Annotated in this window: 22 protein-coding genes; 14 read left to right on the forward strand and 8 right to left on the reverse strand. The window is 65.1% G+C overall.

Annotation, left to right across the window (positions count from 1 at the left end; all coding sequences use genetic code 11):
- Positions 1-181: 181 nt before the first annotated feature.
- A complete protein-coding gene (gene ubiB / locus ACOOE1_RS15185) occupies positions 182-1,729 on the reverse strand; it encodes a 2-polyprenylphenol 6-hydroxylase (protein WP_420403039.1) in 1,548 nt (515 codons plus the stop codon).
- Positions 1,730-1,735: 6 nt separating this feature from the next.
- Positions 1,736-2,476 carry a bifunctional demethylmenaquinone methyltransferase/2-methoxy-6-polyprenyl-1,4-benzoquinol methylase UbiE gene (gene ubiE / locus ACOOE1_RS15190; protein WP_420403040.1) on the reverse strand — a complete coding sequence of 247 codons (741 nt, stop codon included), beginning with the start codon at positions 2,474-2,476 and terminating at the stop codon, positions 1,736-1,738.
- Between the two features lie 190 nt (positions 2,477-2,666).
- Between ubiE and mutM the strand changes: the two genes are divergently transcribed.
- The 9 genes from mutM (at position 2,667) to ACOOE1_RS15235 (ending at position 13,021) form a co-directional block, all read left to right on the forward strand.
- Positions 2,667-3,497 carry a bifunctional DNA-formamidopyrimidine glycosylase/DNA-(apurinic or apyrimidinic site) lyase gene (gene mutM / locus ACOOE1_RS15195; protein ID WP_420403041.1) on the forward strand — a complete coding sequence of 277 codons (831 nt, stop codon included), beginning with the start codon at positions 2,667-2,669 and terminating at the stop codon, positions 3,495-3,497.
- A gap of 16 nt (positions 3,498-3,513) precedes the next feature.
- The gene (locus tag ACOOE1_RS15200; RefSeq protein ID WP_420403042.1) at positions 3,514-3,915 is read left to right on the forward strand and encodes a hypothetical protein; all 402 of its coding nucleotides are present in this window, start codon (positions 3,514-3,516) and stop codon (positions 3,913-3,915) included.
- A gap of 47 nt (positions 3,916-3,962) precedes the next feature.
- Positions 3,963-4,739 carry an enoyl-CoA hydratase gene (locus ACOOE1_RS15205; protein WP_420403043.1) on the forward strand — a complete coding sequence of 259 codons (777 nt, stop codon included), beginning with the start codon at positions 3,963-3,965 and terminating at the stop codon, positions 4,737-4,739.
- 100 nt (positions 4,740-4,839) lie between these two features.
- Entirely contained in the window at positions 4,840-5,106 is a 267-nt protein-coding gene (gene rpsT / locus ACOOE1_RS15210) for a 30S ribosomal protein S20 (RefSeq protein ID WP_420403044.1), read from the forward strand.
- 731 nt (positions 5,107-5,837) lie between these two features.
- Positions 5,838-7,256, forward strand: a complete 1,419-nt coding sequence (gene dnaA / locus ACOOE1_RS15215) for a chromosomal replication initiator protein DnaA (protein ID WP_420403045.1) — start codon at positions 5,838-5,840, stop codon at positions 7,254-7,256.
- Positions 7,257-7,441: 185 nt separating this feature from the next.
- Positions 7,442-8,560: a DNA polymerase III subunit beta gene (gene dnaN / locus ACOOE1_RS15220; protein WP_420403046.1), complete on the forward strand. Its 1,119-nt coding sequence runs from the start codon at positions 7,442-7,444 to the stop codon at positions 8,558-8,560.
- A gap of 76 nt (positions 8,561-8,636) precedes the next feature.
- Positions 8,637-9,827, forward strand: a complete 1,191-nt coding sequence (recF, locus tag ACOOE1_RS15225) for a DNA replication/repair protein RecF (RefSeq protein ID WP_420403047.1) — start codon at positions 8,637-8,639, stop codon at positions 9,825-9,827.
- Between the two features lie 24 nt (positions 9,828-9,851).
- Positions 9,852-12,302: a DNA topoisomerase (ATP-hydrolyzing) subunit B gene (gyrB, locus tag ACOOE1_RS15230; protein WP_420403048.1), complete on the forward strand. Its 2,451-nt coding sequence runs from the start codon at positions 9,852-9,854 to the stop codon at positions 12,300-12,302.
- A 116-nt stretch (positions 12,303-12,418) separates the two neighbouring features.
- Entirely contained in the window at positions 12,419-13,021 is a 603-nt protein-coding gene (locus ACOOE1_RS15235; RefSeq protein ID WP_420403049.1) for a hypothetical protein, read from the forward strand.
- Between the two features lie 19 nt (positions 13,022-13,040).
- On the opposite strand, the gene ACOOE1_RS15240 is transcribed toward ACOOE1_RS15235, so the two are convergent.
- Positions 13,041-13,910 carry an MBL fold metallo-hydrolase gene (locus tag ACOOE1_RS15240; protein WP_420403050.1) on the reverse strand — a complete coding sequence of 290 codons (870 nt, stop codon included), beginning with the start codon at positions 13,908-13,910 and terminating at the stop codon, positions 13,041-13,043.
- A 95-nt stretch (positions 13,911-14,005) separates the two neighbouring features.
- Between ACOOE1_RS15240 and ACOOE1_RS15245 the strand changes: the two genes are divergently transcribed.
- Both ACOOE1_RS15245 and ACOOE1_RS15250 read left to right on the forward strand, forming a co-directional pair.
- Entirely contained in the window at positions 14,006-14,338 is a 333-nt protein-coding gene (locus tag ACOOE1_RS15245; protein ID WP_420403051.1) for an ArsR/SmtB family transcription factor, read from the forward strand.
- A gap of 28 nt (positions 14,339-14,366) precedes the next feature.
- Positions 14,367-14,909 (forward strand): rhodanese-like domain-containing protein, encoded by a 543-nt coding sequence (locus ACOOE1_RS15250; RefSeq protein ID WP_420403052.1) that lies wholly within the window; start codon positions 14,367-14,369, stop codon positions 14,907-14,909.
- Between the two features lie 11 nt (positions 14,910-14,920).
- Here the strand turns inward: ACOOE1_RS15250 and ACOOE1_RS15255 are convergent, their stop codons facing one another.
- Positions 14,921-16,303: a tetratricopeptide repeat protein gene (locus ACOOE1_RS15255; protein WP_420403053.1), complete on the reverse strand. Its 1,383-nt coding sequence runs from the start codon at positions 16,301-16,303 to the stop codon at positions 14,921-14,923.
- Between the two features lie 437 nt (positions 16,304-16,740).
- Between ACOOE1_RS15255 and ACOOE1_RS15260 the strand changes: the two genes are divergently transcribed.
- Positions 16,741-18,618 (forward strand): transglycosylase domain-containing protein, encoded by a 1,878-nt coding sequence (locus ACOOE1_RS15260; protein WP_420403054.1) that lies wholly within the window; start codon positions 16,741-16,743, stop codon positions 18,616-18,618.
- A gap of 10 nt (positions 18,619-18,628) precedes the next feature.
- On the opposite strand, the gene ACOOE1_RS15265 is transcribed toward ACOOE1_RS15260, so the two are convergent.
- The 4 genes from ACOOE1_RS15265 to ada all read right to left on the reverse strand — a co-directional run bounded on the left by ACOOE1_RS15265 (position 18,629) and on the right by ada (position 22,846).
- On the reverse strand, positions 18,629-19,552 hold the full coding sequence (locus ACOOE1_RS15265; RefSeq protein WP_420403055.1) for an endonuclease/exonuclease/phosphatase family protein: 924 nt from the start codon (positions 19,550-19,552) through the stop codon (positions 18,629-18,631).
- Between the two features lie 96 nt (positions 19,553-19,648).
- On the reverse strand, positions 19,649-20,371 hold the full coding sequence (locus tag ACOOE1_RS15270; RefSeq protein ID WP_420403056.1) for a M48 family metallopeptidase: 723 nt from the start codon (positions 20,369-20,371) through the stop codon (positions 19,649-19,651).
- Between the two features lie 76 nt (positions 20,372-20,447).
- Complete coding sequence (locus tag ACOOE1_RS15275) at positions 20,448-21,653, reverse strand: multidrug effflux MFS transporter (protein WP_420403057.1); 1,206 nt, start codon at positions 21,651-21,653, stop codon at positions 20,448-20,450.
- 86 nt (positions 21,654-21,739) lie between these two features.
- On the reverse strand, positions 21,740-22,846 hold the full coding sequence (ada, locus tag ACOOE1_RS15280; RefSeq protein WP_420403058.1) for a bifunctional DNA-binding transcriptional regulator/O6-methylguanine-DNA methyltransferase Ada: 1,107 nt from the start codon (positions 22,844-22,846) through the stop codon (positions 21,740-21,742).
- A 259-nt stretch (positions 22,847-23,105) separates the two neighbouring features.
- Here ada and ACOOE1_RS15285 point away from each other — a divergent pair, with 259 nt between their 5' ends.
- Both ACOOE1_RS15285 and ACOOE1_RS15290 read left to right on the forward strand, forming a co-directional pair.
- The gene (locus ACOOE1_RS15285) at positions 23,106-24,413 is read left to right on the forward strand and encodes an extracellular solute-binding protein (RefSeq protein WP_420403059.1); all 1,308 of its coding nucleotides are present in this window, start codon (positions 23,106-23,108) and stop codon (positions 24,411-24,413) included.
- 75 nt (positions 24,414-24,488) lie between these two features.
- A complete protein-coding gene (locus ACOOE1_RS15290; protein ID WP_420403060.1) occupies positions 24,489-25,367 on the forward strand; it encodes an ABC transporter permease subunit in 879 nt (292 codons plus the stop codon).
- Positions 25,368-25,379: the final 12 nt, after the last annotated feature.

The raw sequence follows: 25,379 nt of genomic DNA on the forward strand, positions 1-25,379 counted from the left end.
ATGCCGTCGGGCCACCGAGCGCCGCTCTCTCGCCGACGCTCGGGCCGACGATCCGTTGCTTCTAATGTGGGGGATTCGGTCAAAAATTTCCGGTCGTATTTGTCCCGATTCCGGACTTTCCGGTGCCGGGAACGGGCGTTGACGGCAACAAAGCTGCGTCGGAATGCCGCAGACGCCGGCGTCAGTCGAAAAGCAGGGCCAGAACGGCGATCAGCAGGGCGAGCCAGACCGGCCAGAAGGAGCGCCGGCGGCGGGCATTTTCCTCGGCGAAGCGGGCGACGGTCTCGGGATGCAGCTTGACCCCGCCCTCGGTCAGCGAGCCCATCACCCGGTCCGTCGTCTCGATGATCTGCGGCAACCGTTCCGCAAGCGCAACGGCATGGGTGGCGGCTTCGCGCACCCGTGCCTGGGGACCCCGATGCTCGCGCATCCAGTCCTCGATCATGGGCCGCGGCAGCTCCCACATATTGACGTCGGGATTGAGCGTCCGCCCGACGCCCTCGGCGACCACCATGGTTTTCTGCAGCAGCAGGAGCTGGGGCTGGGTCTCCATCTCGAACTGCTCGGTGATGCGGAACAGCTGCGCCAGCAGGCGGGCGACGGAGATCTCGTTCAGCGGCCGGCCGAGCAGCGGCTCGCCGATCGAGCGGCAGGCCTGGGTGAAGGCCTCCACGCTCTTGTGCGCGGGCACGTAGCCGGCGCGGAAATGCACTTCCGCCACCTTGCGGTAATCGCCGGTCAGGAACCCGGTCAGCATGTCGGCGAGATAGTAGCGGGTCTTCTGGTCGAGCCGGCCCATGATGCCGAAATCGACCGGCACCACACGGCCCTCGGCGTCGACGAAAGCGTTCCCCGGATGCATGTCCGCATGGAAGAAGCCGTCGCGGAAGACCTGGTTGAAGAAGGCGGTGGCGGCACGGCGGAGGATCTCCGTCGGGTCCTGGCCCTGCTCGATCAGGCTCTCGAGATCGTCGATCCGCGTGCCGTGCACCCGCTCGATGGTCATCACCCGGGCGGTGGTGCGGTTCCAGTCCACCTTAGGCACGCGGAAGCCCGGATCCGCCCCGAAGTTCTGCGCCAGTTCGGAAGCGGCGGCCGCCTCCATGCGCAAATCCATCTCCATCTCCACGGTCTCGCGGAAGAGCTCGATCACCTCGACCGGCTTCAGCCGGCGGATCCACGGCCAGTGGGTCTCCAGCAGTTCGGCGATCCAGAGGAAGAGATCGAGATCGCGGGCGAAGCGCTTTTCGATGTCCGGGCGCAGGATCTTGACAGCGACCTCCTCGCCCTCCGCCGTCACGGCGAAATGCACCTGGGCGATCGAGGCGGCGGCGACGGGCTTTTCCTCGAAGGAGGCGAATACGTCCGCGATCGGCCGCGCCAGCTCTTCCTCGAGCGTTCGCCTGGCGACGGTGCTGGGGAACGGTTTCAGACGGTCCTGCAGCCGCGAGAGATCGTGCGCCTGTTCCTCGCCGATCAGGTCGGAGCGGGTCGCGAGCGACTGGCCGAACTTGATGAAGCTCGGGCCGAGCGCACTCAGCGCCGCGGCCAGCCGCTCGCCCGGGCGCAGCCGGTCATAGCGCCGGTCGCGGAACAGCAGGACGACGCGCGCCGCAAACGCGAGGGCCGGGGCCTGCGGAATATGGGCGAGCGGCGCCAGCGCGCCGTGCCGGGCGAGGATCCAGGCCGAGCCGCAGAGGCGAACGAGGTTGCGCAGAGCACGCCACATGACGGGTCAGAGTTTCCAGGCGGAATGGATCGCCGCGATCCCGCCCGAGAGGTTGCGGTAGCGGATGCGGCCGAAACCGGCCGCCTCGATGCGCTCGACGAAGCTCTCCTGATCCGGGAATCTGCGGATGCTCTCGGCGAGATACCGGTAGGCCTCGCGGTCGTCGGCGACGCGGGCGCCGATCTCCGGCAGAACCTTGAAGGAATAGAAATCATAGACCGGGTCGAGTGCCGGAATGGCAAGGCGGCTGAATTCGAGGCAGAGGAAGCGCCCGCCCGGTTTCAGCACCCGCTCCGCCTCGCGCAGCGCGGCGTCGATATCGGTGACGTTCCTGAGCCCGAAGGCGATGGTGTAGAGGTCGACGGAAGCGGTTTCGACCGGCAGCATCTCGGCATTTCCGACAGTCCAGGTGAGGCCGTCGATGCCCTTCTCCACCGCCCGCTCGCGGCCGACGGTCAGCATGGACTCGTTGATGTCGCAGACGGTGACCGGACCGCCGCCGCGTGCCCGGTAGCGGAAGGCGATGTCCCCGGTACCGCCGGCGACGTCGAGCAGCGCCAGGTCGGCCCTGGGCGCGATCCAGTCCATCAGCGCGTCCTTCCAGAGCCGGTGGATGCCGAGGCTCATCAGGTCGTTCATCAGGTCGTAGCGTCCGGCGACGGAATCGAAAACCTGGCGCACCATCCCGGCTTTTTCGCCGACCGGCACGTCCCTGAAGCCGAAATGGGTGGTGGCGCTCTCTGTCATCGAGATGTTCCCGCAATAGCGACCGGCTGCGTCGCCGTGTCCCCCGTGATCTAGCCCAGAGTGACGCGCAATCCAACCGTTGAAGCGTACCTGCCGCCCGCCCGGGCCGACTGTTGAGGCGAGCGCGCTTGCCGTGCGCCCCGCCCTCGCCTAGAGAGAAGGCGAATGTCGATGCGGGAAGGAAGCCCGAGTGCCCGAACTGCCCGAAGTGGAAACCGTGATGCGCGGCCTGCAGCCCTTCATGGAAGGCCGGCGACTCGCACGCGTGGAGCAGCGGCGCCCGGACCTGCGCTGGCCCCTGCCCGCCGATTTCGTTGCGCGGCTTGAAGGACGGCGCGTCGATCACATGACCCGCCGGGCGAAATACATCCTCGTTCATATGGAAGACGGGACGGTGCTGCTCTGGCATCTCGGGATGTCGGGAAAGGTCAATATCGACACCGTCCGCCCGGCGGAGCTGGAGAAGCACGACCATGTCGTCTTCACCATGGAGGGCGGCACGGTGATCCGCTTCAACGATCACCGCCGCTTCGGCGCCATGGACCTGATTCCCGGGGCGGACCTGGCCGGGCACAAGCTGATCGCGGCGCTGGGTCCGGAGCCGCTCTCGAACGCCTTCAACGGCCCGGCCCTCGCCGCCGCCCTGAAAGGCAAGCGCACGCCGATCAAGGCGGCGCTGCTGGATCAGAAGGTGGTCGCCGGTCTCGGCAACATCTACGTTTCGGAAGCCCTCTTCCGGTCCGGCATCTCACCGCTTCGCCAGGCGGCCAACGTCCAGGGCCGGAGGGCAGAGCGACTGGCCGCGGCGATCCGCGAGGTACTGGAGGCGGCGATCCTTGCCGGCGGTTCCACCCTGCGTGATCATCAGCGTCCCGACGGGGAGCTTGGCTATTTTCAGCATTCCTTCCTGGTCTATGACCGCGAGGGTGCGCCCTGCCCGGTGGAGGCCGGTCACGGCCCGGTGCGCCGGATCGTGCAGTCCGGCCGCTCGACTTTCTATTGTCCCCGCTGCCAGCGCTGAGGTAGAAGCAGCCGTCATGTCTATGCCACGACAGATGAGGCGCGGGATCAGGTTCCCGGCTGTCCGATCCTTTGCAAGTGTGCTCGCTCTGGCCCTTCTGCTGGCGTTCGTCCGGCCGGGATTGGCGGCGGACAGCTTCGTCGAAGGCTTTGCCGACCTGCCGCTGATGCCCGGCCTGGAGCAGATTCCGGACGCTTCGGTGGCCTTCGATGCGGCCAGCGGGCGGATCGTCGTCGCCTTTGCCCGCGGACCTGTCGCCGCGGATCAGATCCGGTCCTTCTACGCGGAAACGCTCGGCCAGCTCGGCTGGAGTGGTGCGGGGAAGGACAGCTTCCAGCGCGAGGGGGAGAGACTCACGCTGGATTTCACACCGGACGGCGGACAACTGCTGGTCCGGTTTTCCTTATTGCCAAGGTGACCGTGCGGCCCCCTCGGGCCCGTGAACGGATGAATGGGAGCAATCCGATGGCGTATGAATGTATCGAAATTGAAAAGCGCGGGCCGGTCGGTCTGATCACGCTGAACCGCCCCAAGGCGCTCAATGCATTGTCGAGCGTGCTGATGGCGGAACTGGGCAAGGCGCTCGCGTCCTTCGAGGCGGATGACGAGGTCGGGTGCATGGTTCTGACCGGCAGCGAGAAGGCTTTCGCGGCCGGTGCCGACATCAAGGAAATGCAGAGCAAGAGCTTCGCCGACGTGTTCAGCGAGGATTTCATCACCAGCGGCTGGGAGGATCTGACCCGCTGCCGCAAGCCGGTGATCGCGGCGGTCGCGGGCTATGCGCTCGGCGGCGGCTGCGAGGTGGCGATGATGTGCGACTTCATCCTCGCTGCCGACACCGCCAAGTTCGGTCAGCCGGAAATCACCATCGGCACCATTCCGGGCTCCGGCGGCACCCAGCGCCTGACCCGCTTCGTCGGCAAATCCAAGGCGATGGAAATGTGCCTGACCGGCCGCATGATGGATGCCGAGGAAGCCGAGCGCGCCGGTCTCGTCAGCCGCATTGTGCCGGCGGCCGAGCTGCTGGACGAGGCGATCAAGACGGCGGAGCGGATCGCGGGCATGTCGCGCCCTTCCGTTCTGATGACGAAGGAGGCGGTGAACCGGGCCTACGAGAGCACGCTCGCCGAAGGCGTCAAGTTCGAACGGCGGCTGTTCCATGCCACGTTCGCGACCGAAGACCAGAAGGAAGGCATGTCGGCATTCGCGGAAAAACGGCAGCCCAATTTCAAACACCGCTGATTCCTGAAATCAGTCGGATTTACGCGGTTGACGCGACGGGGGCACTCGTCTATAAGCCGCGCTCTTGATTTTCCGCGCATCGAGCTGGGATTAGAAGCAAATGGCGCAACATCTGTCTGCCAAGAAACGAATTCGCCGGAACGAACGGCGCCGGGTCACCAACCATGCCCGGATCAGCCGGATCCGCACCTTCGTGAAGAAGGTCGAGACGGCGATTGCCGGCGGGGACAAGGAAGCGGCCCAGGCCGCCTTCAAGTCCGCGCAGCCCGAAATGCAGCGTGGCGTGACCAAGGGCGTTCTGCACAAGAACACCGTGGCCCGCAAGCTGTCGCGGCTGTCCGCACGCATCAAGGCGATTTCCGCTTAGGTTCTGTCTTTCGGACAGGACTGTATTGAAAAGCCGCGGCCCGGGCCGCGGCTTTTTCATGTCTGTCCGGCCGGCGCGCTCCGTTTGTGACGATTGAATGACGCTTTTGTTGGGGATTTGTGACTGAAACCCTGGCGTTCGCGTGTGCAGGCCTCTCCGATGCAGTGCGTTTAGTTACAAAATCTGATTAAAAACAATGCGTTAATGGCTTCCTTCCGAAGGATGAAATCGTAAGGCGATGTCATCTTTTAAGGATCGAATTCAAGGCTTTGATTCAAAGCGGAGATTGATTCTGTCAAGGAAAAGATCCGCGCGCGGAACGAAAAAAAATCGTCATTTTGGACAGAGTCTAGGTTGCGCCCCGAAGGTCTCTTGGGTAGTTTGGCTGCCTGTTGCCGCGCTGGGGTGCAAACAAAATGAATAGTACTTTTGAAAAACTCAATTCCGGTGCTCGCTATATGTTGTGGTTCAAACAGGCATTCACCACGAAAGCCAAGTAAGAACTTCAGCATTTCATAGTTTTACTTTGCACAACCCGAAGAGTTCAGGGCATCGCCGGGGCGATTTCCGCTGGGGAAGGTGCGTCTGCAGGATGATGATTCTGACCGGCTGGTCATTGTATCGGATGGGGCAATTTGATGACCGAAGCCACGTTGCAGAAAGGGTCCAGAAGAGGGTTGAATGGGGTGGGTGAATTCGGGCCGGAACGGCAAGTTGGCGGGAGTGGGAAAATGACCGCCGAGATGTCCGGAGATCACGAATTGTGCTGGGCGCGCGTGCGCGGCAGGCTGCGTACCGAACTGGGTGACGCGGTCTTTCGAAACTGGCTGAAACCGTTGAGCTTTGAGGGTATCGACGAGGGCACCGCGATCATGCGGGCGCCGAGCCCCTTCGTTCGCGACCGGGTGCGCTCGCAATATTCCGACCGCCTGCGCGCGATCTGGTCTGTCGAACATCCCGGCGTGAAATCGATCGCTATCTTTGCCGCGGGCCGGGCCAGGGTCGAGCCGGTGGCCGAGGTGTCCGAGGACGAAACCCCGAGCGCCGACGCGAATGCCGATCAGCGCGGCGCGCCGATGCCTGCGCCGGCGGTCAGGGGGAGCCACGAGCCCGAGGAGCGGACCGATTTCGAGGCGCCGCTGGACCCGCGTTTCACGTTCGACAATTTCGTCGTCGGCAAGCCGAACGAACTGGCCTTCGCGGCGGCGCGCCGGGTTGCGGAAAGCGAAGCCGTGCCGTTCAATCCGCTCTTCCTCTATGGCGGGGTCGGCCTCGGCAAGACCCATCTCATGCATGCCATCGCCTGGCATGTCCGGCAGAAGGATCCGCGCCGGCGGGTGATCTATCTCTCCGCCGAGAAGTTCATGTACCAGTTCATCCGGGCGCTGCGTTTCCGCGACACGGTCGCGTTCAAGGAGCAGTTCCGCTCGGTCGACCTGCTGATGATCGACGATGTGCAATTCATCAGCGGCAAGGATTCCACCCAGGAAGAATTCTTCCACACCTTCAACGCGCTGGTGGACCAGAACCGCCAGGTGGTGATCTCCGCCGACAAGTCGCCGACCGACCTCGAGGGCATGGAGGAGCGATTGCGCTCCCGCCTCGGCTGGGGCCTTGTGGCCGACATCCATCCGACCAACTACGAGCTGCGCCTTGGCATCATGCAGTCGAAGGCCGAACGGCTTGGCGTCGAGATGCCGGAGAAGGTGCTGGAATTCCTGTCGCACAAGATCTCCTCGAATGTCCGCGAGCTCGAGGGCGCACTGAACCGGATCGTTGCGCATTCGACGCTGGTCGGGCGGGACATTTCGCTGGAGATGACCCAGGAAGTGCTGGCCGATCTGCTTCGGGCCAACGACCGCCGGGTCACCGTCGAGGAAATCCAGCGCCAGGTGGCGAACCATTTCCAGATCCGCCTCTCGGAGATGCACTCGGCCCGCCGCTCGCGTGCGATCGCGCGGCCGCGTCAGGTGGCGATGTATCTGGCAAAGCAGCTGACCTCGCAGTCTCTGCCCGATATCGGCCGGAAATTCGGCGGCCGCGACCACACCACAGTGCTGCACGCGGTGAAGAAGGTCGAGGAGCTTCGGGGGCAGGACAAGCAGTTCAACGACGATGTCGACCTGCTCCGCCGGATGCTGGAATCCTGACCCCCGGGGCGCGCCGGGAGCACGGTCCGCAATAGGTCAGAAAAGCGAACTTTTTTGCCCTTGAAACTACCGCAAGCACCATGCACTTGTGCTATAGTTTCACGGACCTGCCTCATATGGTGGCGCACGGCTGCCGGCGGGTTGGTAAATTGGGGATCAACGTTCCAGCCGATAAGTAGAAGAACATGAAAATCGTTATTGATCGCGCGGCTTTGCTGAAGCCTCTCGGACACGTCCAAAGTGTGGTGGAACGGCGGAATACGATCCCGATCCTGTCCAATGTCCTGTTGAAGGCGGCGGATGGCCGGCTCTCGCTCAGCACGACGGACATGGACATGGATATCGTCGAATCCGTGGCCTGCGAAGTGGCCGAAGCGGGCGTCGTCACGGTGCCGGCGCACACGCTCTACGATATCGTGCGCAAGCTGCCCGAAGGGTCGGATGTCGAGCTGGCCGCGACCGGCGATGTCAGCCGTGTCACGATCCGCGCCGGGCGCTCGAACTTCTCCCTGCCGGCCCTGATGCCGGAGGAATTTCCCGCGCTCAGCGGCGATGCCCTGCCGCACAGTTTCGTCATCAGCGCGGCCGATATCTGCATGCTGATCGACCGTACCCGCTTCGCGATCTCGACTGAGGAGACCCGCTATTACCTGAACGGCATCTACCTGCACGCGGCCGATGCGAACGGCGTCAAGGTACTGCGCGCGGTGGCGACCGACGGCCACCGTCTGGCGCGGGTGCAGATGCCGCTGCCGCAGGGCGCGGAGGAGATGCCGGGCGTGATCGTGCCGCGCAAGGCGGTGAACGAGATCTACAAGCTGATCGGCGAGGTCGAGGGCGATGTCACGGTCTCCCTGTCCGACACCAAGCTGCGTGTCGCCTTCGAGGAGACCGTGGTCACCACCAAGCTGATCGACGGCACCTTCCCGGACTACGAGCGGGTGATCCCGAGCGGCAACGACAAGATGCTGCATGTGGACCGCCAGCGCTTCTCCGAGGCGGTTGACCGGGTCGCGACGATCTCGACCGAGAAGTCACGTTCGGTGAAGCTCGCCGTGACCAGCGGCCAGCTGACGCTCTCTGCGAGCAGCCCGGACAACGGCACGGCGCAGGAAGAGGTCGAGGTCGATTACGGCGCGAGCGATCTCGAAATCGGTTTCAACTCGAAATATCTCCTCGACATCACCGGCCAGATCGAAGGCGAACGGGCGGTGTTCCAGCTCGCCGATCAGGCCTCGCCGACGATCATCCTCGACCAGGACGACGAGAGCGCGCTTTACGTGCTGATGCCGATGCGCGTCTGAGGACGGCCCGGATCCCGGCGGCCCGGCGGCAAAGCCAGCACGAACGGAAATGTTGAACGCATTGCGAAACACGGACATGTCCCGACCGATGCCCGGACCGGCGCAGATCAGCGCCGGACGGGTTTCGCCGTGCGTTGGCCGCCTGTCCGTGACCGGGTTCCGCAATTATGCCGCTGCCCGCATCGAGACCGACGCGCCGGCGGTGGTCCTGACCGGCCCGAACGGCGCGGGCAAGACCAATCTGCTTGAAGCGGTGTCCTTCCTGTCGCCCGGCCGCGGGCTGCGCCGGGCGCAGATTTCCGAGGTCGGACGGGCGGGGCCGGACGGCAGCCATGCACACTGGGCGGTCGCGGCCGATGTGGACGGGCTCGAAGGCGCGGTCTCTATCGGCACCGGGCGCGATCCCGGCCCCGAGGGCGACGGCCGGTCCGGCGGCGAGAAGCGTCTGGTGCGGATCGACGGCGCGCCGGCGAAGAGCCAGGCGGCACTTGCCGAGCATCTCTCCGTCTCCTGGCTGACGCCGCAGATGGACCGGCTGTTCATCGAGGGCGCCTCGAACCGGCGCCGCTTTCTCGACCGGCTGGTCTATACCTTCGATCCGGAGCATGCGGGCCGGGTGAATGCCTTTGCCCATGCGCTGCGCGAACGGGCGCGGCTGCTGAAGAACGGCACACGCGACCGGGCCTGGTTTGCGGCGCTGGAGGAGTCCATCGCCGAAAAGGCGGTCGCGATCGCCGCCGCGCGCAGCGGTTTGGTGGCGCGGCTCAACGCGGAGACGGAAACCGGCTCCGGTCCTTTCCCCGGCGCCGAGCTTTCTCTCGAAGGCGAGGTCGAGGCCGATATCGCGACGCGCCCGGCGCTCGCGGTCGAGGACGATCTGAAGGCCCGGCTGGAAGCCGCGCGGCGTCTCAACGGCAGCGAACCGGCTCCCGTGCCGGGCCCGCACCGGAGCGATCTCCTGGTCCGTCACATCCCCAAGGACATGATGGCGCCGCATTGTTCGACCGGCGAGCAGAAGGCGCTGCTGATCGCCATCGTGCTCGGCCATGCCCGCCTCGGCGCGCAGGAGACCGGCGCGGTGCCGGTCCTGCTGCTGGACGAGGTCGCGGCCCATCTCGACAGCGGCCGCCGGGCCGCTTTGTATGATATTCTTCTCGCGCTCGGCGGGCAGGTCTGGATGACCGGCACCGACCGGGCGCTGTTTGCGTCCCTCGAGGGCGCCGGCCAGTTCTTCGCCGTCGATGACGGCGCGGTCCGGGCCGATTGATCACCTGCGTAACTGGGAGCCGACATGGCACAAGACGATCTTCCGGAACAGACCGGCGCGAATGGCGAGCAGGCCGAATACGGCGCCGAATCGATCAAGGTCCTGCGCGGTCTTGACGCGGTCCGGAAGCGGCCGGGCATGTATATCGGGGACACCGATGACGGCTCCGGTCTGCATCACATGATCTACGAGGTCGTGGACAACGCCATCGACGAGGCGCTGGCCGGTCATTGCGACCTGGTCACGGTGACGCTCAATGCGGATGGCTCGGCGACCATCACCGACAACGGGCGTGGCATTCCGGTCGACATCCACGCCGAGGAGGGGGTCTCCGCCGCCGAGGTGATCATGACCCAGCTCCATGCGGGCGGGAAGTTCGACCAGAATTCCTACAAGGTCTCGGGTGGTCTGCACGGGGTCGGCGTCTCGGTGGTGAACGCGCTCTCCGAGATCCTCGAGCTCCGGATCTGGCGGGAGGACAAGGAGCATGTGATTCGTTTTCGGCACGGCGAAGCGGAATCGCCGCTTGAGATCGTCGGTCCCGCCAACGGCAAGAAGGGGACCGAGATCACCTTCCTGCCCTCGACCGAGACCTTCACCAAGACCGTGTTCGACTTCAAGACCCTGGAGCACCGGCTCCGGGAACTCGCCTTCCTCAATTCCGGCGTGCACGTGCTGCTGACCGATGCGCGCGAGACCGAGCCGGTGCAGGTCGACCTCTTCTATGAAGGCGGCCTGAAGGCCTTCGTCGAATATCTCGACCGCAATCACCAGGCCCTGCACGAGCCAATCGTGGTCACCGGCGAGCGCGACGGGATCACCGTCGAGGTCGCGATGGAATGGACCGACAGCTACCACGAGAACACGCTCTGCTTCACCAACAACATCCCGCAGCGCGACGGCGGCACGCACCTTGCCGGATTCCGCGGGGCGCTGACCCGGACCATCAACAACTATGCCCAGGAAAGCGGGATCGCGAAGAAGGAGAAGGCGCAGCTCAGCGGCGACGACGCCCGCGAGGGCCTGACATGTGTGCTCTCGGTGAAGGTGCCGGATCCGAAATTCTCGTCCCAGACCAAGGACAAGCTGGTCTCCTCCGAGGTCCGGCCGGTGGTCGAGTCGATCCTCGGCGAGAGGATGCAGCAATGGTTCGAGGAGCATCCCCAGGATGCCCGCCGCATCGTCTCTAAAGCCTACGAGGCGGCGGCAGCCCGCGAGGCCGCCCGGAAGGCGCGCGAGCTGACCCGGCGCAAGGGCGTGCTCGACATCGCCAACCTGCCGGGCAAGCTGGCTGATTGCCAGGAGCGCGATCCGTCGCTCTGCGAGCTATTCCTGGTCGAGGGCGACAGCGCCGGCGGCTCCGCCAAGCAGGCGCGCGACCGCAAGACCCAGGCGATCCTGCCGCTGCGCGGAAAGATCCTGAATGTGGAGCGCGCCCGCTTCGACAAGATGCTCTCCAGCCAGGAGATCGGCACCATCATTGCGGCGCTCGGCACCAGCATCGGCTCGGAAGAGTTCAATATCGAGAAGCTGCGCTACCACAAGATCATCATCATGACCGACGCCGACGTGGACGGCAGCCACATACGGACGCTCCTGCTGACCTTCTTCTTCCGGCAGATGCCGGAGCTGGTCGAGCGCGGTCATCTCTATATCGCCCAGCCGCCGCTCTACCGGGCGAAGAAGGGCAACTCGGAGACCTATCTGAAGGACGACCGGGAGCTGGAGGCCTATCTGATCGGCAACGGCATCGACGGTGTCAGCCTGAAGCTCGCCGAAGGTACCCAGATCCTCGGCCCCGACCTGGAACGGATGGCGGAACAGGCGCGTGACGCAAAGACCCTGATCGAGCCGCTTGTGCGCCGCATCGGTTCCTCCTTCGTGGTCGAGCAATGCGCTGTCGCCGGCGTGCTCAATCCGGAACTGCTGGCCGACGAGACGCGGGCGACCGAGGCCGCGGCGAGCATCGCTGCACGGCTCGACGCGCTGTCGGAGGATATCGAGCGCGGCTGGACCGGGCATTACGACGCCGACAATATCGAACTGGTCTTCGAACGGACCCTGCGCGGCGTCACCGAACGCTACCGTATCGATCAGGTCCAGGTCCGCACCCCCGAGGCGCGTCGCCTGACCGGCCTGGCCGAGGAACTCGGAGGCGCTTACGGCAAGGGTGCGACGCTGCAGATGAAGGATACCGAACGGGTGATCCACGGCCCGGTCGCCCTGATCGAGGCGATCCAGGAAACCGGCCGCAAGGGCCTGACGGTGAACCGCTACAAGGGACTTGGCGAGATGAACCCGGACCAGCTCTGGGAAACCACGCTGGATGCCAACCAACGGACCTTGCTGCAGGTCCGCGTCGACCATCTGGACGAGGCGCAGGAGATCTTCTCCACCCTGATGGGCGACGTGGTCGAACCGCGGCGCGAATTCATCCAGGACAACGCCCTGAAGGTCGCAAACCTCGATATCTGATCCCCGGCGGATCCTGGCAGCAGACTGTATTGTTGAATTTCATCAGTCCGTTGCCCGTGATTCTTGGGGTTGATAGAGTTTCCCCCGGGGAACGGAAAATCTGGGGGAAATCAGCCATGCTCCGTCGGTTAACGGCATTCTGTGCCGTCCTCACGCTTGTTGCCTGCGCGGGCCGCGAGCCGGTGATGGTCGAATCCTACCAGCGCCACGACGAGCAGATGTCCTGTGCCGAGATCGACCGGGAGATAGGCCGCAACAACGCGGCCATTCGCGCCCGCGTGGTCGAGTCCAGCGACAGGACCGGCCGCAACGCGATGGTGGGGGCCGTCGGGATCCTGCTGTTCTGGCCGGCGCTGTTCGCGCTCGACCTGAAGGACGGGGCAGGCCAGGAAATGACCGGGTTCGCCGCGCGCAACAACACTCTCGTCCAGTATGGACGCGAGAGAGGCTGCGATATCCAGATTGCGCTCGATATCGAAACGGCGAAAGCGGAATATGCCGCCCGATTCGATGAGGACGGCAACTTCAAGCCGGATGCGGGCGAGGTGAAGGCGGCCACTTCAGACCGTTCCGCGCTGCGCCCGACGGCGGTCGCCGCCAGCAGGTCGCCTGTCGATCCGGGCAGCCGGGACGCATTGCAGAACCTGATGAACGCCTTCCTCAACGGCGACATCGATCAGGCGGAGTACGAACGGCGCAGGGCAGCGCTCGGCTCCTGACCGGCCCGGCCGCGGGGCGTCAGAACTGGTCGAGCGGCAGTTTCAGGTAACGCACGCCGTTATCCTCCGGTTCCGGGAGTTTGCCGGCGCGGATATTCACCTGGATCGAGGGCAGAATCAGGTTCGGCATGCCGAGTGTCTTGTCCCGTTCCTCCCGCATGGCGACGAAGCTATCCTCGTCGCGGCCGTTCTTGAAATGGATGCTGCGCGCCTTTTCCTCGCCGACCGTCGTCTCGAAGGCGATTTCCCGTCCGCCCGGCTGATAATCGTGTCCGACGAAGATGCGATACGGGTCCGGCATCGACAGGATGCGTTGCACGGATCTGTATAGCGTGCGGGCCGAACCGCCGGGGAAATCGCAACGCGCGCTGCCGAAATCCGGCATGAAGATCGTGTCTCCGACAAAGAGCGCATCGCCGATCCGGTAGGTCAGGCAGGCCGGGGTGTGACCCGGGGTATGCAACACTTCGCACTGCAGGGCTCCGACCTCGAAGCTCTCGCCGTCCTGCCAGAGATGCTCGAACTCGTTCGGCTCCTCGCTCAGGTCCGTCAGGTTGAAGATCGGTTTGAAGACGTCGCGGACGTCCTTGATATGACAGCCGATGGCGATCCCGACATCAAGCTTGCGGCGCATGTAGGGCGCGCCGGACAGGTGGTCCGCATGGGCATGGGTCTCGAGCAGCCATGTGACCTCCAGGCCCTTTTCCGCGACATAGGCGAGCACCCGATCGGCGCTTTCCGTGAAGGTGCGGCCGGAAGGGGCGTCGAAATCCAGCACAGAATCGATGATGACCGCCTTCTTTGTCTCCGGGCAGCTCGCGACATAGGTGATCGTCGAGGTGCGCTTGTCGAAAAAGCCCTCGACCAGCGGCTTCGTCAGATTGTCCATTCCGTCCCTCCCGAGAAAGGGGTTGTCTTCGTGGCTACCCGATAATACATAAGCAATCGCTTATATAATGCAATTTGAAATTTGAGGATGTGGCGATGCCCGCGCTGCCGATCGAAACCATGGAACGGAAGGCGGCCGAAGTGGCCGATTTTCTGCTCGCGGCGGCCAACCGGAACCGACTCATGGTGCTCTGTCATCTCGCGGAGGCGGGAGAGCTGACGGTGACCGAGCTTTCCGGACTGGTGCGGCTGTCACAGCCTGCACTGTCCCAGCACCTGGCACGGATGACAGAGGAAAAGCTCATCACCGTGAGAGCGGAAGGACGGCGGCGGTACTACGCACTGAGCGAGGGGCCGGTCAGCGATCTTCTCGCGGTGCTGCAGACACATTTCTGCCCGCCGGATGGCGCGCGCAACGCTGCCGAATGATCGCGCAGGAGGAACGGAGGACAAGGAAATGCAGAGCAATCAACCGGAATTCATGGGCATCGACACCAGAGTTGTCGCGCCGGACGTCGAAGGCGGCAAGGCCGTCCTGATCGATATACGCGAAAAGGACGAGCGGGCGCGGGAATGGATTCCGGGCTCGGTCTCGATCCCGCTTTCCGAATGGCGCAGCGCCGATCTCGCGCCCTACAAGGGCAGGCGGGTGGTGCTGCATTGCCGCTCCGGCAACCGGACGGTGGTCAATGCGCCGCTCTTCGTCGAAGCCGGCTTCTCGGACGTCGCTTATCTGCAGGGCGGGATCGAGGGCTGGAAGGATGCCGGCATGCCGGTGACGCGGAACCGCAAGGCGCCGCTGGAAATCATGCGCCAGGTACAGATCGCCGCCGGCAGCATCGCGCTCGCGGGCGGTCTCGCCGGTTATCTGGTCGATCCTTTCTATGCCCTGATCGCCGCCTTCGTCGGCGCCGGCCTCCTGGTCGCGGGCACGACCGGCTGGTGCGGCATGGCGCGCCTACTCGCCCATATGCCCTGGAACCGCCAGCCCTCGACCTGAGGGTCCTGCGTTCAGCCGTGCAGCGCGACGGCGCGGGCTTCGGCCTCCGCCGCGCGGCGGTGATCGCCGAGCCCGCGATGGGCCCGTGCGGCGAAACGCCAGTTCTGCGGGCTGGTCGGTTTCAGCGCGGTCCGCTCCGAGGCCAGCGCCAGCGCGAGTTCGTGCCGTCCGTCCCGGAGCGCGGCTTCCAGCAGCGTCAGCCCGATGATGTCGCGCTGGGCATGGCTGCCGCCGAGATACCGGGTGCGGTAGCGAATCGGCAGCAGGGTTTCGACCGTCGCCCCATATTCCTCCCGCGCAAAGGCCTTGAGCCCGCGGCAGAACGGCTCGCCGACCGTCCTGGTCATGGCCGAATTCGAATCCTTCGCCGCCGCCGTATAGCGTTCGTGTGCGTTCAGCACCCGGTCGGCGATCTCCCACCTGCCGTCCGCGACGAAAGTCATCATCGCATGCACGTCGTTGAAGGCGTAGAGCGTGTCGGTCGCGCTCGGCTCCCACTTGTCCGCCAGTACCTTCCAGCGATCCCCGACGTCGACGCCGAGCAGATTGAGGCGCCACAGCAGGGCGGCGGCATCGAGTTCCTCATAGCGGTCGCCACTCTGGTCGGTGCTGCGCAGACGGGTGTCATAGACATCCAGCACGCGGTCCACCTGCCCCAGATCGAGGTGATAGAGCGCCAGGTGCCACCAGAGGTGGCTGGCAAAGTTGCCATAGGCCCAGTCTCTCTCGCGCGAGCGCATCCAGTTGATCCCGCCGGATTGCCGTCCCTGGCTCTCCATCACATGGGCGACCGCATGGACGGCATAGGCGTCAGCCGGATTGAGGGCAACGGCGCGGCGGCCACATTCCTCTGCCATGGCGAAGTCCCGGTTCTCCTCCAGCCCGAAGGCGTAGAGCCCGAGCACGTAGCCGTAGCCGGGCACACTCTCGTCCCAGGCATGCAGGATGCGGGCGACCCGGTCCCGCTGGTTCGATGTGTCGCCGAGCAGCACGTCGGAGAGATGGGCGAGCTGCAGGGCGAGCAGGTCGCGGGGATAGTGAACGAGGACGTCGTCCCAGAGATCGACGGCGCGGTGGAAGTCTCCGTCGACCCAGCACCGGATCGCCCGGATATGCATGCGCTCGCGGTCGTTGGCTTGTGCCGCCAGGCCCTCCGCCTTTTCGAGGGCGCCCACCATGTCGCGGTAGATCCGAGTCTCCATGGCCTGGGTCAGCAGGGCCGCCTTGAAGACCTGTCCCATGACGAAATCCGGCGCGCCGTCCAGCACCTCCTCGATTTCGCCGAGTGGATCTCCGGAATAGGTCAGGAACAGCTCGTGCGCCTTTTCCAGTCCGGCGACGAGGTCGGCGTCGGCCGTCGAGACAGCGAGATCGCGGCTGTCATGAATCGTCATGGCGGGTCTCCCGGCGGGATTGCGGTGCGTATCGGAATAGCTACGCGCCGGAGCGATCACGCACAATACGAGAGCGCGTGATCGGTTCTCGAGAATCGGTGGCCCGGCCCGAAACATGCTGACTTCATCATAAAATATGCATGAAATTTAATGAGTTAACAGATTAAATCAGAATCAGGATGAGCTATGTATCTTAACTATATGCAAAAATTGGAAAACATAGAAATAATCGATGCTTTTGATGTTATTTTTCAAGTTAAAGCAAGATATTAAGAAATGGAAATTTAATTGCCAGTATCAATCAGTTATGGGTTAAATTTAATTCTTGGTATGAGATGCGGAAACCGATGGCACGGACTCCGACACGAAAACCCGCGGCAGCGGGGCGAAACACGCGTTCCGGTAAGGTGAAATCCGGCACGGCGCGGGACAGTGGCGTGGCGGGCCGCTCGGCCAAGCGCCGCAGCCGTGCCGCGCCCCGGCGGCGGAAATCGGCGGTCGTGCGCAAACGGATCGGGCCGTTCGCCGCGATCCTCAAATATGGCGTCGTGGCCGCGATCTGGATCGGTGTCGCCGTGGGAGGGTTGCTCGCCTACCACGCCTACCAGCTTCCCGACATCACGGACCTCGACCGTTATGAGCGCGCGGGATCGACCCGGCTGCTCGACCGGGCGGGTGCGATGTTCGTCTCCTACGGCGGCCTTTACGGGCAGCCGGTTGCGGCGAACAGACTGCCGGAAACCCTGGTCCAGGCCCTGGTCGCAACCGAGGACCGGCGCTTCTTCTCTCATTTCGGGATCGATCCGATTTCGATCGCCCGCGCGGCTCTGGTCAATCTCCAGGCTGGCCGTACCGTGCAGGGCGGCAGCACGCTGACCCAGCAGCTTGCCAAGAACGTCTTCCTCAGCGCCGAGCGCTCCTATTCCCGAAAGATCCAGGAACTGCTGCTCTCGTTCTGGCTGGAGCACCGTTTCTCGAAACAGGAGATCCTCGCGATCTACCTGAACCGGGTCTATTTCGGCGCTGGTGCCTATGGGGTCGACGCCGCCGCACGGAAGTATTTCGGCCGGCCGGTCGAGGATCTCGACGCCTATCAGTCGGCCATGCTGGTCGGACTTCTGAAGGCGCCGTCGCGCTACAATCCGGCGGTGGACCGGGCCCTCTCCGAAGGACGGACCAGGCAGGTGCTGCTGAACATGGCCGATGCGGGATATCTGAGCGAAGCCGACGCCCTCAGGATCGCGTCCAAGCCTTCGGCGATCCGCGGCGCGGCCGGGATCAGCCGCAATCATCGTTATTTCGCCGACTGGGCGCGCGAGCGGGCGAGCGGCTATGCCGGCCCGGGCGGCGGCGACCGCACCGTTCGCACCACACTCGACCTGCGCCTGCAGCGCCTTGCCGAGCAGGCCGTCGCCGAGGCCATGAAGCGCGGTGCCAAGAAGGGCGTGCAACAAGTCGCCATGGTGGTGATGTCGCCGGACGGCGCGGTCCGGGCGATGGTCGGCGGCCGCGACTACGGTGCCTCCCAGTTCAACCGGGCGACCCAGGCGCTGCGCCAGCCGGGCTCCGCCTTCAAGCCCTTTGTCTTCCTCGCCGCGCTGGAAGCCGGATACCAGCCAGAGACGCCGGTGCGGGACGCGGCACAGGCCATCGACGGGTGGCAGCCGCGCAATTTTGACGGCCGGTTTCGCGGAGAGGTCACGCTTGAGGATGCGCTCGCGGACTCGCTCAACGCGGCGACCGTCAACCTGTCCGAAGCCATTGGCCGCCGCCGTGCGCTCTCCGTTGCACGGCGCCTCGGGCTGACGGCAACCCTGCCTGACCGGCCCAGCCTCGCGCTCGGCGCGGGCGAGGTGACGCTTCTCGAGATGACGGCGGCCTATGCCGCCTTCGCCAATCACGGCCGCTTCGTGACGCCCTATGCGATCGACACCATCGGCACTTCAGCGGGCGGGACGATCTATGCGCGGCCCGAGACCGCGGCGCCGGAAGTGGTCGATGCCCGGGCGGTTTCAGACCTCAATCGCATGCTGCAGAGCGTGGTGGAACGCGGTACCGGCAAGCGGGCCCGGATCGACCGGCCCGCCGCCGGCAAGACGGGGACCTCGCAGGGCTTCCGCGATGCCTGGTTCATCGGTTACACGGCGGATCTCGTCGCCGGGATCTGGGTCGGGCGCGACGATGCCTCGCCGATGGACGGAGTGACCGGCGGCAGCCTGCCGGCGGAAATCTGGGCCGCCTTCATGTCCGAGGCGGCGAAAGGCCCTCCGCGCCCGCTTGCGGGGCTGGGGATCTCGAAGACCAGCAGGCTCTGAGCGCCGTCTCCTAGAAGTGCGGCAAGCCGATGTCGGCGATCAGCGGCAGATGGTCGGAGCCGACATGCGGGCCCAGAGCGGCACGGGTCACGTCCAGCGTCGGCGTGACCAGAACATGATCCAGCGGCAGCGCCAGCACCGAACCGAGCCAGTTCTCGCCCCAGGTATAGGAGCGACGGAGGCCCGGAGCCACCCTGGTGCCCGAACTTCGCGCGATCGTCTGAACGGCATGGCTCCAGGGCGCGGCGTTGAAATCGCCGGTGAGGACGAGCGGCGTGCCGAGCTGGGGCCAGGCGTCCTTCAATCCCGAAACCTGGGCCGCCTGAGACCCGGGAAACGGCCATCTCAGGTGCAGCGACGCGATGGTGACGTCCTGGCCGTTCCGTTCCACGGTCGACCAGGCGAGGCGGTGATCGTTCTGGCAGCCGGTCGCGGCAAAGGGGGTGCGGGAGAGCACCGCGATCCCGGAGACGCTGCGATAGCGGCAGATCAGCTGATGGGGATACTCCTCCCGCAGCCGCCGGATCACCCCGGGCGGCTCGAGCGACAGCTCCTGCAAGGTGATGACGTCGGGTGCGGCACCGGCAATGAAGTCTGCGACCCGCTCCGCGTCCGCATAGACGTGATTCAGGTTCAGGGAGACGATGCGCAGACGCTGTGAATCATCGTTCCGGACATCCGCTGCCGCGCCGCCGCCGAACAATTGCCCGAGCAGGCCGACACTCACCACGACGGTGGCGGTAAGGGCGAGACCGTTGATCCAGGCCCCGGTCAGAAAAAGCAATGGGACGAAGGGCAGGGCCAGCACCACGAGGTGCAGGCGAACATGCGAGAAGCTGTCAGCCAGCGGATGATAGGCACCGAGCATCCCGGTGATCAGGGCGGCAGCGAGGCCCCACGAACAGAGGATCGCGAAGCGCTGAAGTGAATCCATGGAACGAGAACCCGGCACGCGGCGAAGGAAACGAAAGACAGTGCGGAGTGTCGCCGGGAAATTTGGCCGGATAATGAAGGCTTTGAGGCGGACCGGTCAGCCGTAGCGGTGCAACGTCGCGCCATGCCGTTTCAGCCAGGCGCGGGACATGTCCATATCTGCGACCAGCCGCTCGACCAGCGTCCAGAAGCGCTGCGAGTGGTTCATCTCGATCAGGTGCGCCGCCTCGTGGGCGCAGACATAGTCGAGCACGTGCTCCGGTGCCATGATCAGGCGCCAGGAGAAGGAGAGCGCGCCATTCGAGGAGCAGCTGCCCCAGCGGCTCCGGGTGTCCCGGATCGAGATCCGCGATGGGCGCCGGCCGAGCTGACCCGCGTAGAATCTGGCCCGTTGCGAGATCTCGCGCCGCGCCTCGCGCTTCAGCCAGTCGGTCAGGCGGCGGGGGAGATGATCGGCGCCGCCGGAGATTTCCAGACATGCGGATTCGGTCTCCGCGGCCTCGATCCGCCGGACCGTGCCGCGCCGCTCCGGGGTGTGTCGGATCAGGTGGTCGGCGCCGAGGAGCGGGATGGTGACGCCGTCGGCAAACGGCACCGGATCCGGCAGGCGCTTCAGCCGCTCCTCGAGCCAGACCACGTTGCGGGCGACGAAGCTTTCCGCCTGGGTCGGCGCGACGCCGCGGGGCAGAACCAGTTCCGGCCTGCCGCGTGCGGGATCGACCTTGAGCGAGAGCCGCCGGGCCCGCGCGGAAATCCTGACCGGCACTTCGATCTGCGCGCCGTCACGTCCTGTCACGATCAGCGGGCGGGCGTCTTTCATCGCGGCGGGTCACCAATCTGTCGGGGGCGGGTCGGGTCAGTCTACTACATATTCGCGTTTACGGGACGACCTTCGATCAATCGCCGGCCGTCTTCGGACGCGGAATCAGGGCCAGCGCGATGAGCGCGAGCAGACCCGAGACCGCGAACACGTCCGGCATCACGTGCGGATGCAGATTCTGCAGGCTGCTGATCACCAGCGAACCGAGAGCGCCGGTCCCCATCTGCGTGAAGCCGAGCAGCGCCGAGGCGGCGCCCGCCATGTGCGGGAAGGGCAGCATCGCCCCCGCCATAGCGCTCGGCAGGGTGAGGCCCATGGCGAACAGCAGGAGCATGCTCGGGCCGATGATGCTGAGCGCGCTGACATGGCCGAGCTGGGCCGGCACCATCATGGTGATCCCCGCGACAAAGGCGAGGACCGCGCCCGCCCGCACCATACCGTAGATGCCGATGCGGCGACCGAACCGGTTGGTGATGAGATTGCCGGAGAGGAAGCCCGCGACATTGAACAGGATCAACAGGCCATAGCTCTGCGGCGAGAAGCCGAGCTCGACCATGAGGATGTAGGGCGATCCGGTCTGGTAGGCGAAGAGGGCGCCGAATATGGCACCGATCAGGAGGGCGTAGCCCGTGAAGCGCCGATCGGTGGCGAGGCTGCGGTAATTGCGCAGCATGGATCCGAAATCGGTCGCGTCGGGCCGCTTCTCGCGGATCGTCTCCGGCAGGCGGAGGAGGCAGTAGAGGGCGAGGCCGAGAGCGATGGCGGCCATCAGCAGGAAGTTCGCCTGCCAGCCGAAATGGGCGTGCAACTGGCCGCCGACGGTCGGGGTGAGAGCCGGGGAGAGCGCCATCGCCATGCCGATATAGGAGATGATCCGCGCCGACTCGGCGCCCTCGGTCCTGTCCCGGACGATGGCGCGGCTCACGGCCTGCCCGGCGCAGGCGCCGATGGCGAGAAGCAGGCGGGCGGCGATCAGGGTCCAGATCGAGCCGGCAAGCGCGCAGGCCACGGCGCCCGACACATAGATCAGAAGTCCGGCGAGGATCACCGGCCGGCGCCCGATGCGGTCCGAAAGCGGGCCGATGAAGAGCTGGAACAGGGCGAAAGCCGCGAAATACACCGTCAGTGTGAGCTGCACGGTGCCCATGTCGGTATCGAAATGGTCGACCAGCGAGGGCAGCGACGGCACGAACAGGCCGACCGACATCTGCCCGAGCGCGACCATCAGGGTCAGCGTCGCGATGCCGCCGACCGAATCGACCCGGAAATCAGATTTTTTCATCGGTGATCTTTGAAAGAGACGGGAGCCGCCCCATCGGGCGGTTCCCACTCATAGCGCAAATTCCAGCGCAGGTAAAACCGGCGGGTTTACCCGGCGGCGGCCAGCGCATCACGGTCTGTACCCGCTTCCGCCTCAAGCAGGCGGCGTTTGCGCTCCACGCCCCAGCGGTAGCCTGTGAGACTGCCGTTTGCCCCGACCGCACGGTGGCAGGGGATGACCAGCGCCACCCGGTTGCTGCCGCAGGCACGGCCAACCGCGCGCGCGGCGCCGGGCTTGCCGATCGCCGCCGCGAGCTCTCCGTAGGTGCGGGTCTCGCCGGCGGGTATCGTCATCAGCGCCTCCCAGACCTGACGCTGGAAGGCGGTGGCCTGGATGTCCAGCGGGAGTTCCCGGTCCGGCGTCCGCCCGGCGAGCCGTGCGAGCACACCGTCGGTCAGCCGGCCCAGCGTTTCGTCCTCGCGCAGGATCTCCGCCTTCGGGAAATCCTCCCGCAGCTCGGCCTCGAGCGCGGCCGCATCCGCGCCGAGGCCGACGAAGCAGATCCCCGCCTCGGTCGCGGCGACCAGAACCTCGCCGAGCGGGGACGGTGCCGTGGTGAAGGCGATGGTGGCGCCGAGCCCGCCCCTGCCGTAGGTCGCCGGCGTCATGCCGAGCTGGCCGCGCGCCTTTTCGTAGAGCCGGCTGGAGGAGCCGTAACCGGCACCGTAGAGTGCCGGGGCGACAGCCTCGCCGGACTTCAGGTTCTGCCGCAACCGCTCAAGCCGACGCGCGTCCCAGTATTGCCGGGGCGAAACCCCGGTCACGGCCTTGAAGGTGCGCTGCAGGTGATGGGGCGAGAGGCCGGTCGCGGTCGCGAGAGCCTCCAGCGTTGGCGCCGCTTCCTCCGCCGCCTCGAGCAGGGCGCAGGCCTCCGTCACCGCCTCCCGGCGCCGGGCCTCGGCGGCGTCCTTGCCGAGGCACTTGCGGCAGGCCCGGTATCCGGCGGCCTCGGCCTCCGCCGGACTGTCATAGAAGCGGACATTCTCGTGTCTTGGCCTGCGCGACGGGCAGGTCGGGCGGCAATAGACGCCGGTGGTGACAACGGCATAGAAGAACACCCCCTCGGCCGCCGCATCACGCGCCGTCACGGCCGCCCAGCGGGCCGCGTCGTCCTGAAATTTCTTGCTCTCGATGCTCACTGGACTGTCCGGCATGGTCCCGGCCTCCGACGTTGCGAGGCCTATTCTATAGCCTCCGGCGCCATGCGCCGACTATCCGGCCCTTGCGCGGCAAACCGGCTTTTCGATCAATCGCTCCCGCGCCGGGAGACGCAAAACGAACAGTAGGGAATTTCAAATGAAAAGAAACGCTTAGCAAGACTTGCTGCAACGAAAATGTCACGGTTCCTTCACCGTTCGGACGCCCGGCGCACATAGGGTCACGCGCTCGTAATTCATCCGACGGAGCCTTCTTATGAAAGCAACCAAGACGTTTCTCGCCGCCGCGGCTGGCCTTGCCATGCTCGGTGCGGGTGCCGCCAACGCGGCGACCGAGATTACCTTCTGGCACGCCATGGGCGGGGGTCTCGGCGAGACCGTGAACGCCATCGCCAAGGACTTCAACGCGTCCCAGAGCGACTACAAGCTGACCCCGATCTACAAGGGTGGCTACGAAGAGACCATGACCGCCGGCATCGCCGCCTTCCGGGCGGATGAAGCGCCGAACATCATCCAGATCTTCGACGCCGGCGCCGCAACCATCATCAATGCCAAGGGTGCCGTCTACCCGGTCGCCAAGCTGCTGAACGAGAACGGCGTTCCGTTCCACGCCGAGGACTACATCGCCGGCGTCCGCTATTTCTACGCGGACAGCAAGGGCGACATGATCGGCATGCCGTTCAACAGCTCCACCCCGGTGCTCTATTACAACAAGGACGCGCTCGCGAAGGCCGGCGTCGAGCCGCCGAAGACCTGGGAAGAGTTCGAGGCCATCGCGCCAAAGCTGAAACAGGCAGGCTACATCGCGCTCAGCCAGTCGCACACGCCGTGGATCTTCTCCGAGAACTTCCACTCCCGGCACAACCTGCCGATGGCGAACGAGAATAACGGCTTCGACGGTGTCGCCACCGAAATCAATTACAACAACGAGCACATGCGCATGCACTTCTCGAAGGCGCGCGAATGGCAGCAGGCCGGCTATTTCGGCTATTACGGCACCAAGTGGGGCGACAACCAGAAGCCCTTCATCGACCAGGAAGTGGCCATGTGGCTCGGCTCGTCCGGTTCCTTCGGCGGCCTGAAGTCGGCGGCGAAGTTCGACTTCGGCACCACCAACCTGCCGTACTGGAACAGCATCACCAAGGGTGAGGACTACACCACCTTCATCGGCGGTGCGGCCCTCTTCGCCTTCTCCGGCAAGGACAAGGCCGAGAACGAAGGCGTCGCGCAGTTCTTCAAGTTCCTGACCAAGCCGGAAACCCAGTTCTTCTGGCACAAGGAAACCGGCTACGTGCCGATCACCAACGCGGCTTACACGCTCGCCAAGGAGAGCGGCTACTACAAGGACGAGCCGGACGCCGAGGTCGGCATCCAGCAGCTGAACCTGAAGTCCGCCGAGTGGAACAAGGGCTATCGCCTTGGCTACTACGTGCAGATCCGCGAAGTCATGAACCGCGAATACGACCAGATCTTCGCCGGCACAAAGTCCGTCGAGGACGCCTTCGCGGCGATCGAGGACGGCTCCAACAAGCTGCTCGCCCGCTTCGCCAAGACGGTCCAGTAAGCATCACCGCCCAAGAGACGGCGGGCGGCTCTCCGCCCGCCGTTTCCCGTTCCGGCTCGCTTTGGGGTTCCGCCGATGAAACGGCAGCAATTCGATCATGTCTCCCTGCCGTACCTGCTGATCGCGCCGCAGCTCGCGATCATCATGATCTTTTTCGTCTGGCCGGCGGCGCAGGCGATCTACCAGTCCTTCATGCTGGAGGACCCGTTCGGCCTCGCCAGCCAGTTCGTCGGCCTCGACAATTTCCGCGAGGTGGTCTCCAGCGACCATTACGCGACCTCGGCCGTCTTCACGCTCGTCTTCTCCGCTCTCGTCGCCTTTCTCTCGATGGCGATCGCCCTGCTCCTGGCGGTCAAGGCGGACGGCATCGTTCACGGCCAGTCGGCCTACAAGGTCATGCTGACCTGGGTCTATGCGGTGGCGCCCGCGGTCGCCGGGATGATCGGCACCTTCCTGTTCGACCGCTCGATCGGCCCGCTGAACCATCTGCTGAACGCGACCGGCTGGCCCTTCATTCCGCAGCTCGACGTTTTCGACGCTTCCTTCACCGTGATCCTGGTCTCGGTCTGGAAGCAGGTCAGCGTCAATTTCATCTATTTCCTCGCCGGCCTGCAGTCGATCCCGCGCGCGGTCCGCGAGGCCGCCCTGATCGATTGCCGCAACGGTTTCCGGCGATTCTTGACGGTGACCCTGCCGCTTCTGGCACCGACCGGTTTCTTCGTTCTGGTGATCAACATCACCTATGCCTTCTTCGATACGTTCGGCGTGATCGACACCATGACCCGCGGCGCGCCCGGCGGCGGTACCGCGACGCTGGTCTACAAGGTCTATCAGGACGGTTTCCTTGGCGCCGATCTCGGCGGCAGCTCCGCCCAGTCGGTCATCCTCATGATCCTCGTGCTCGCGCTCACCGTCGTGCAGTTCCGCGTGCTCGAGAAGCGCATCCATTACTGAGCGGGAACAAGC

It is taken from the genome of Nisaea sp. (assembly GCF_965216895.1).
In the GTDB taxonomy this organism is placed as follows: Bacteria; Pseudomonadota; Alphaproteobacteria; order Thalassobaculales; family Thalassobaculaceae; genus Nisaea.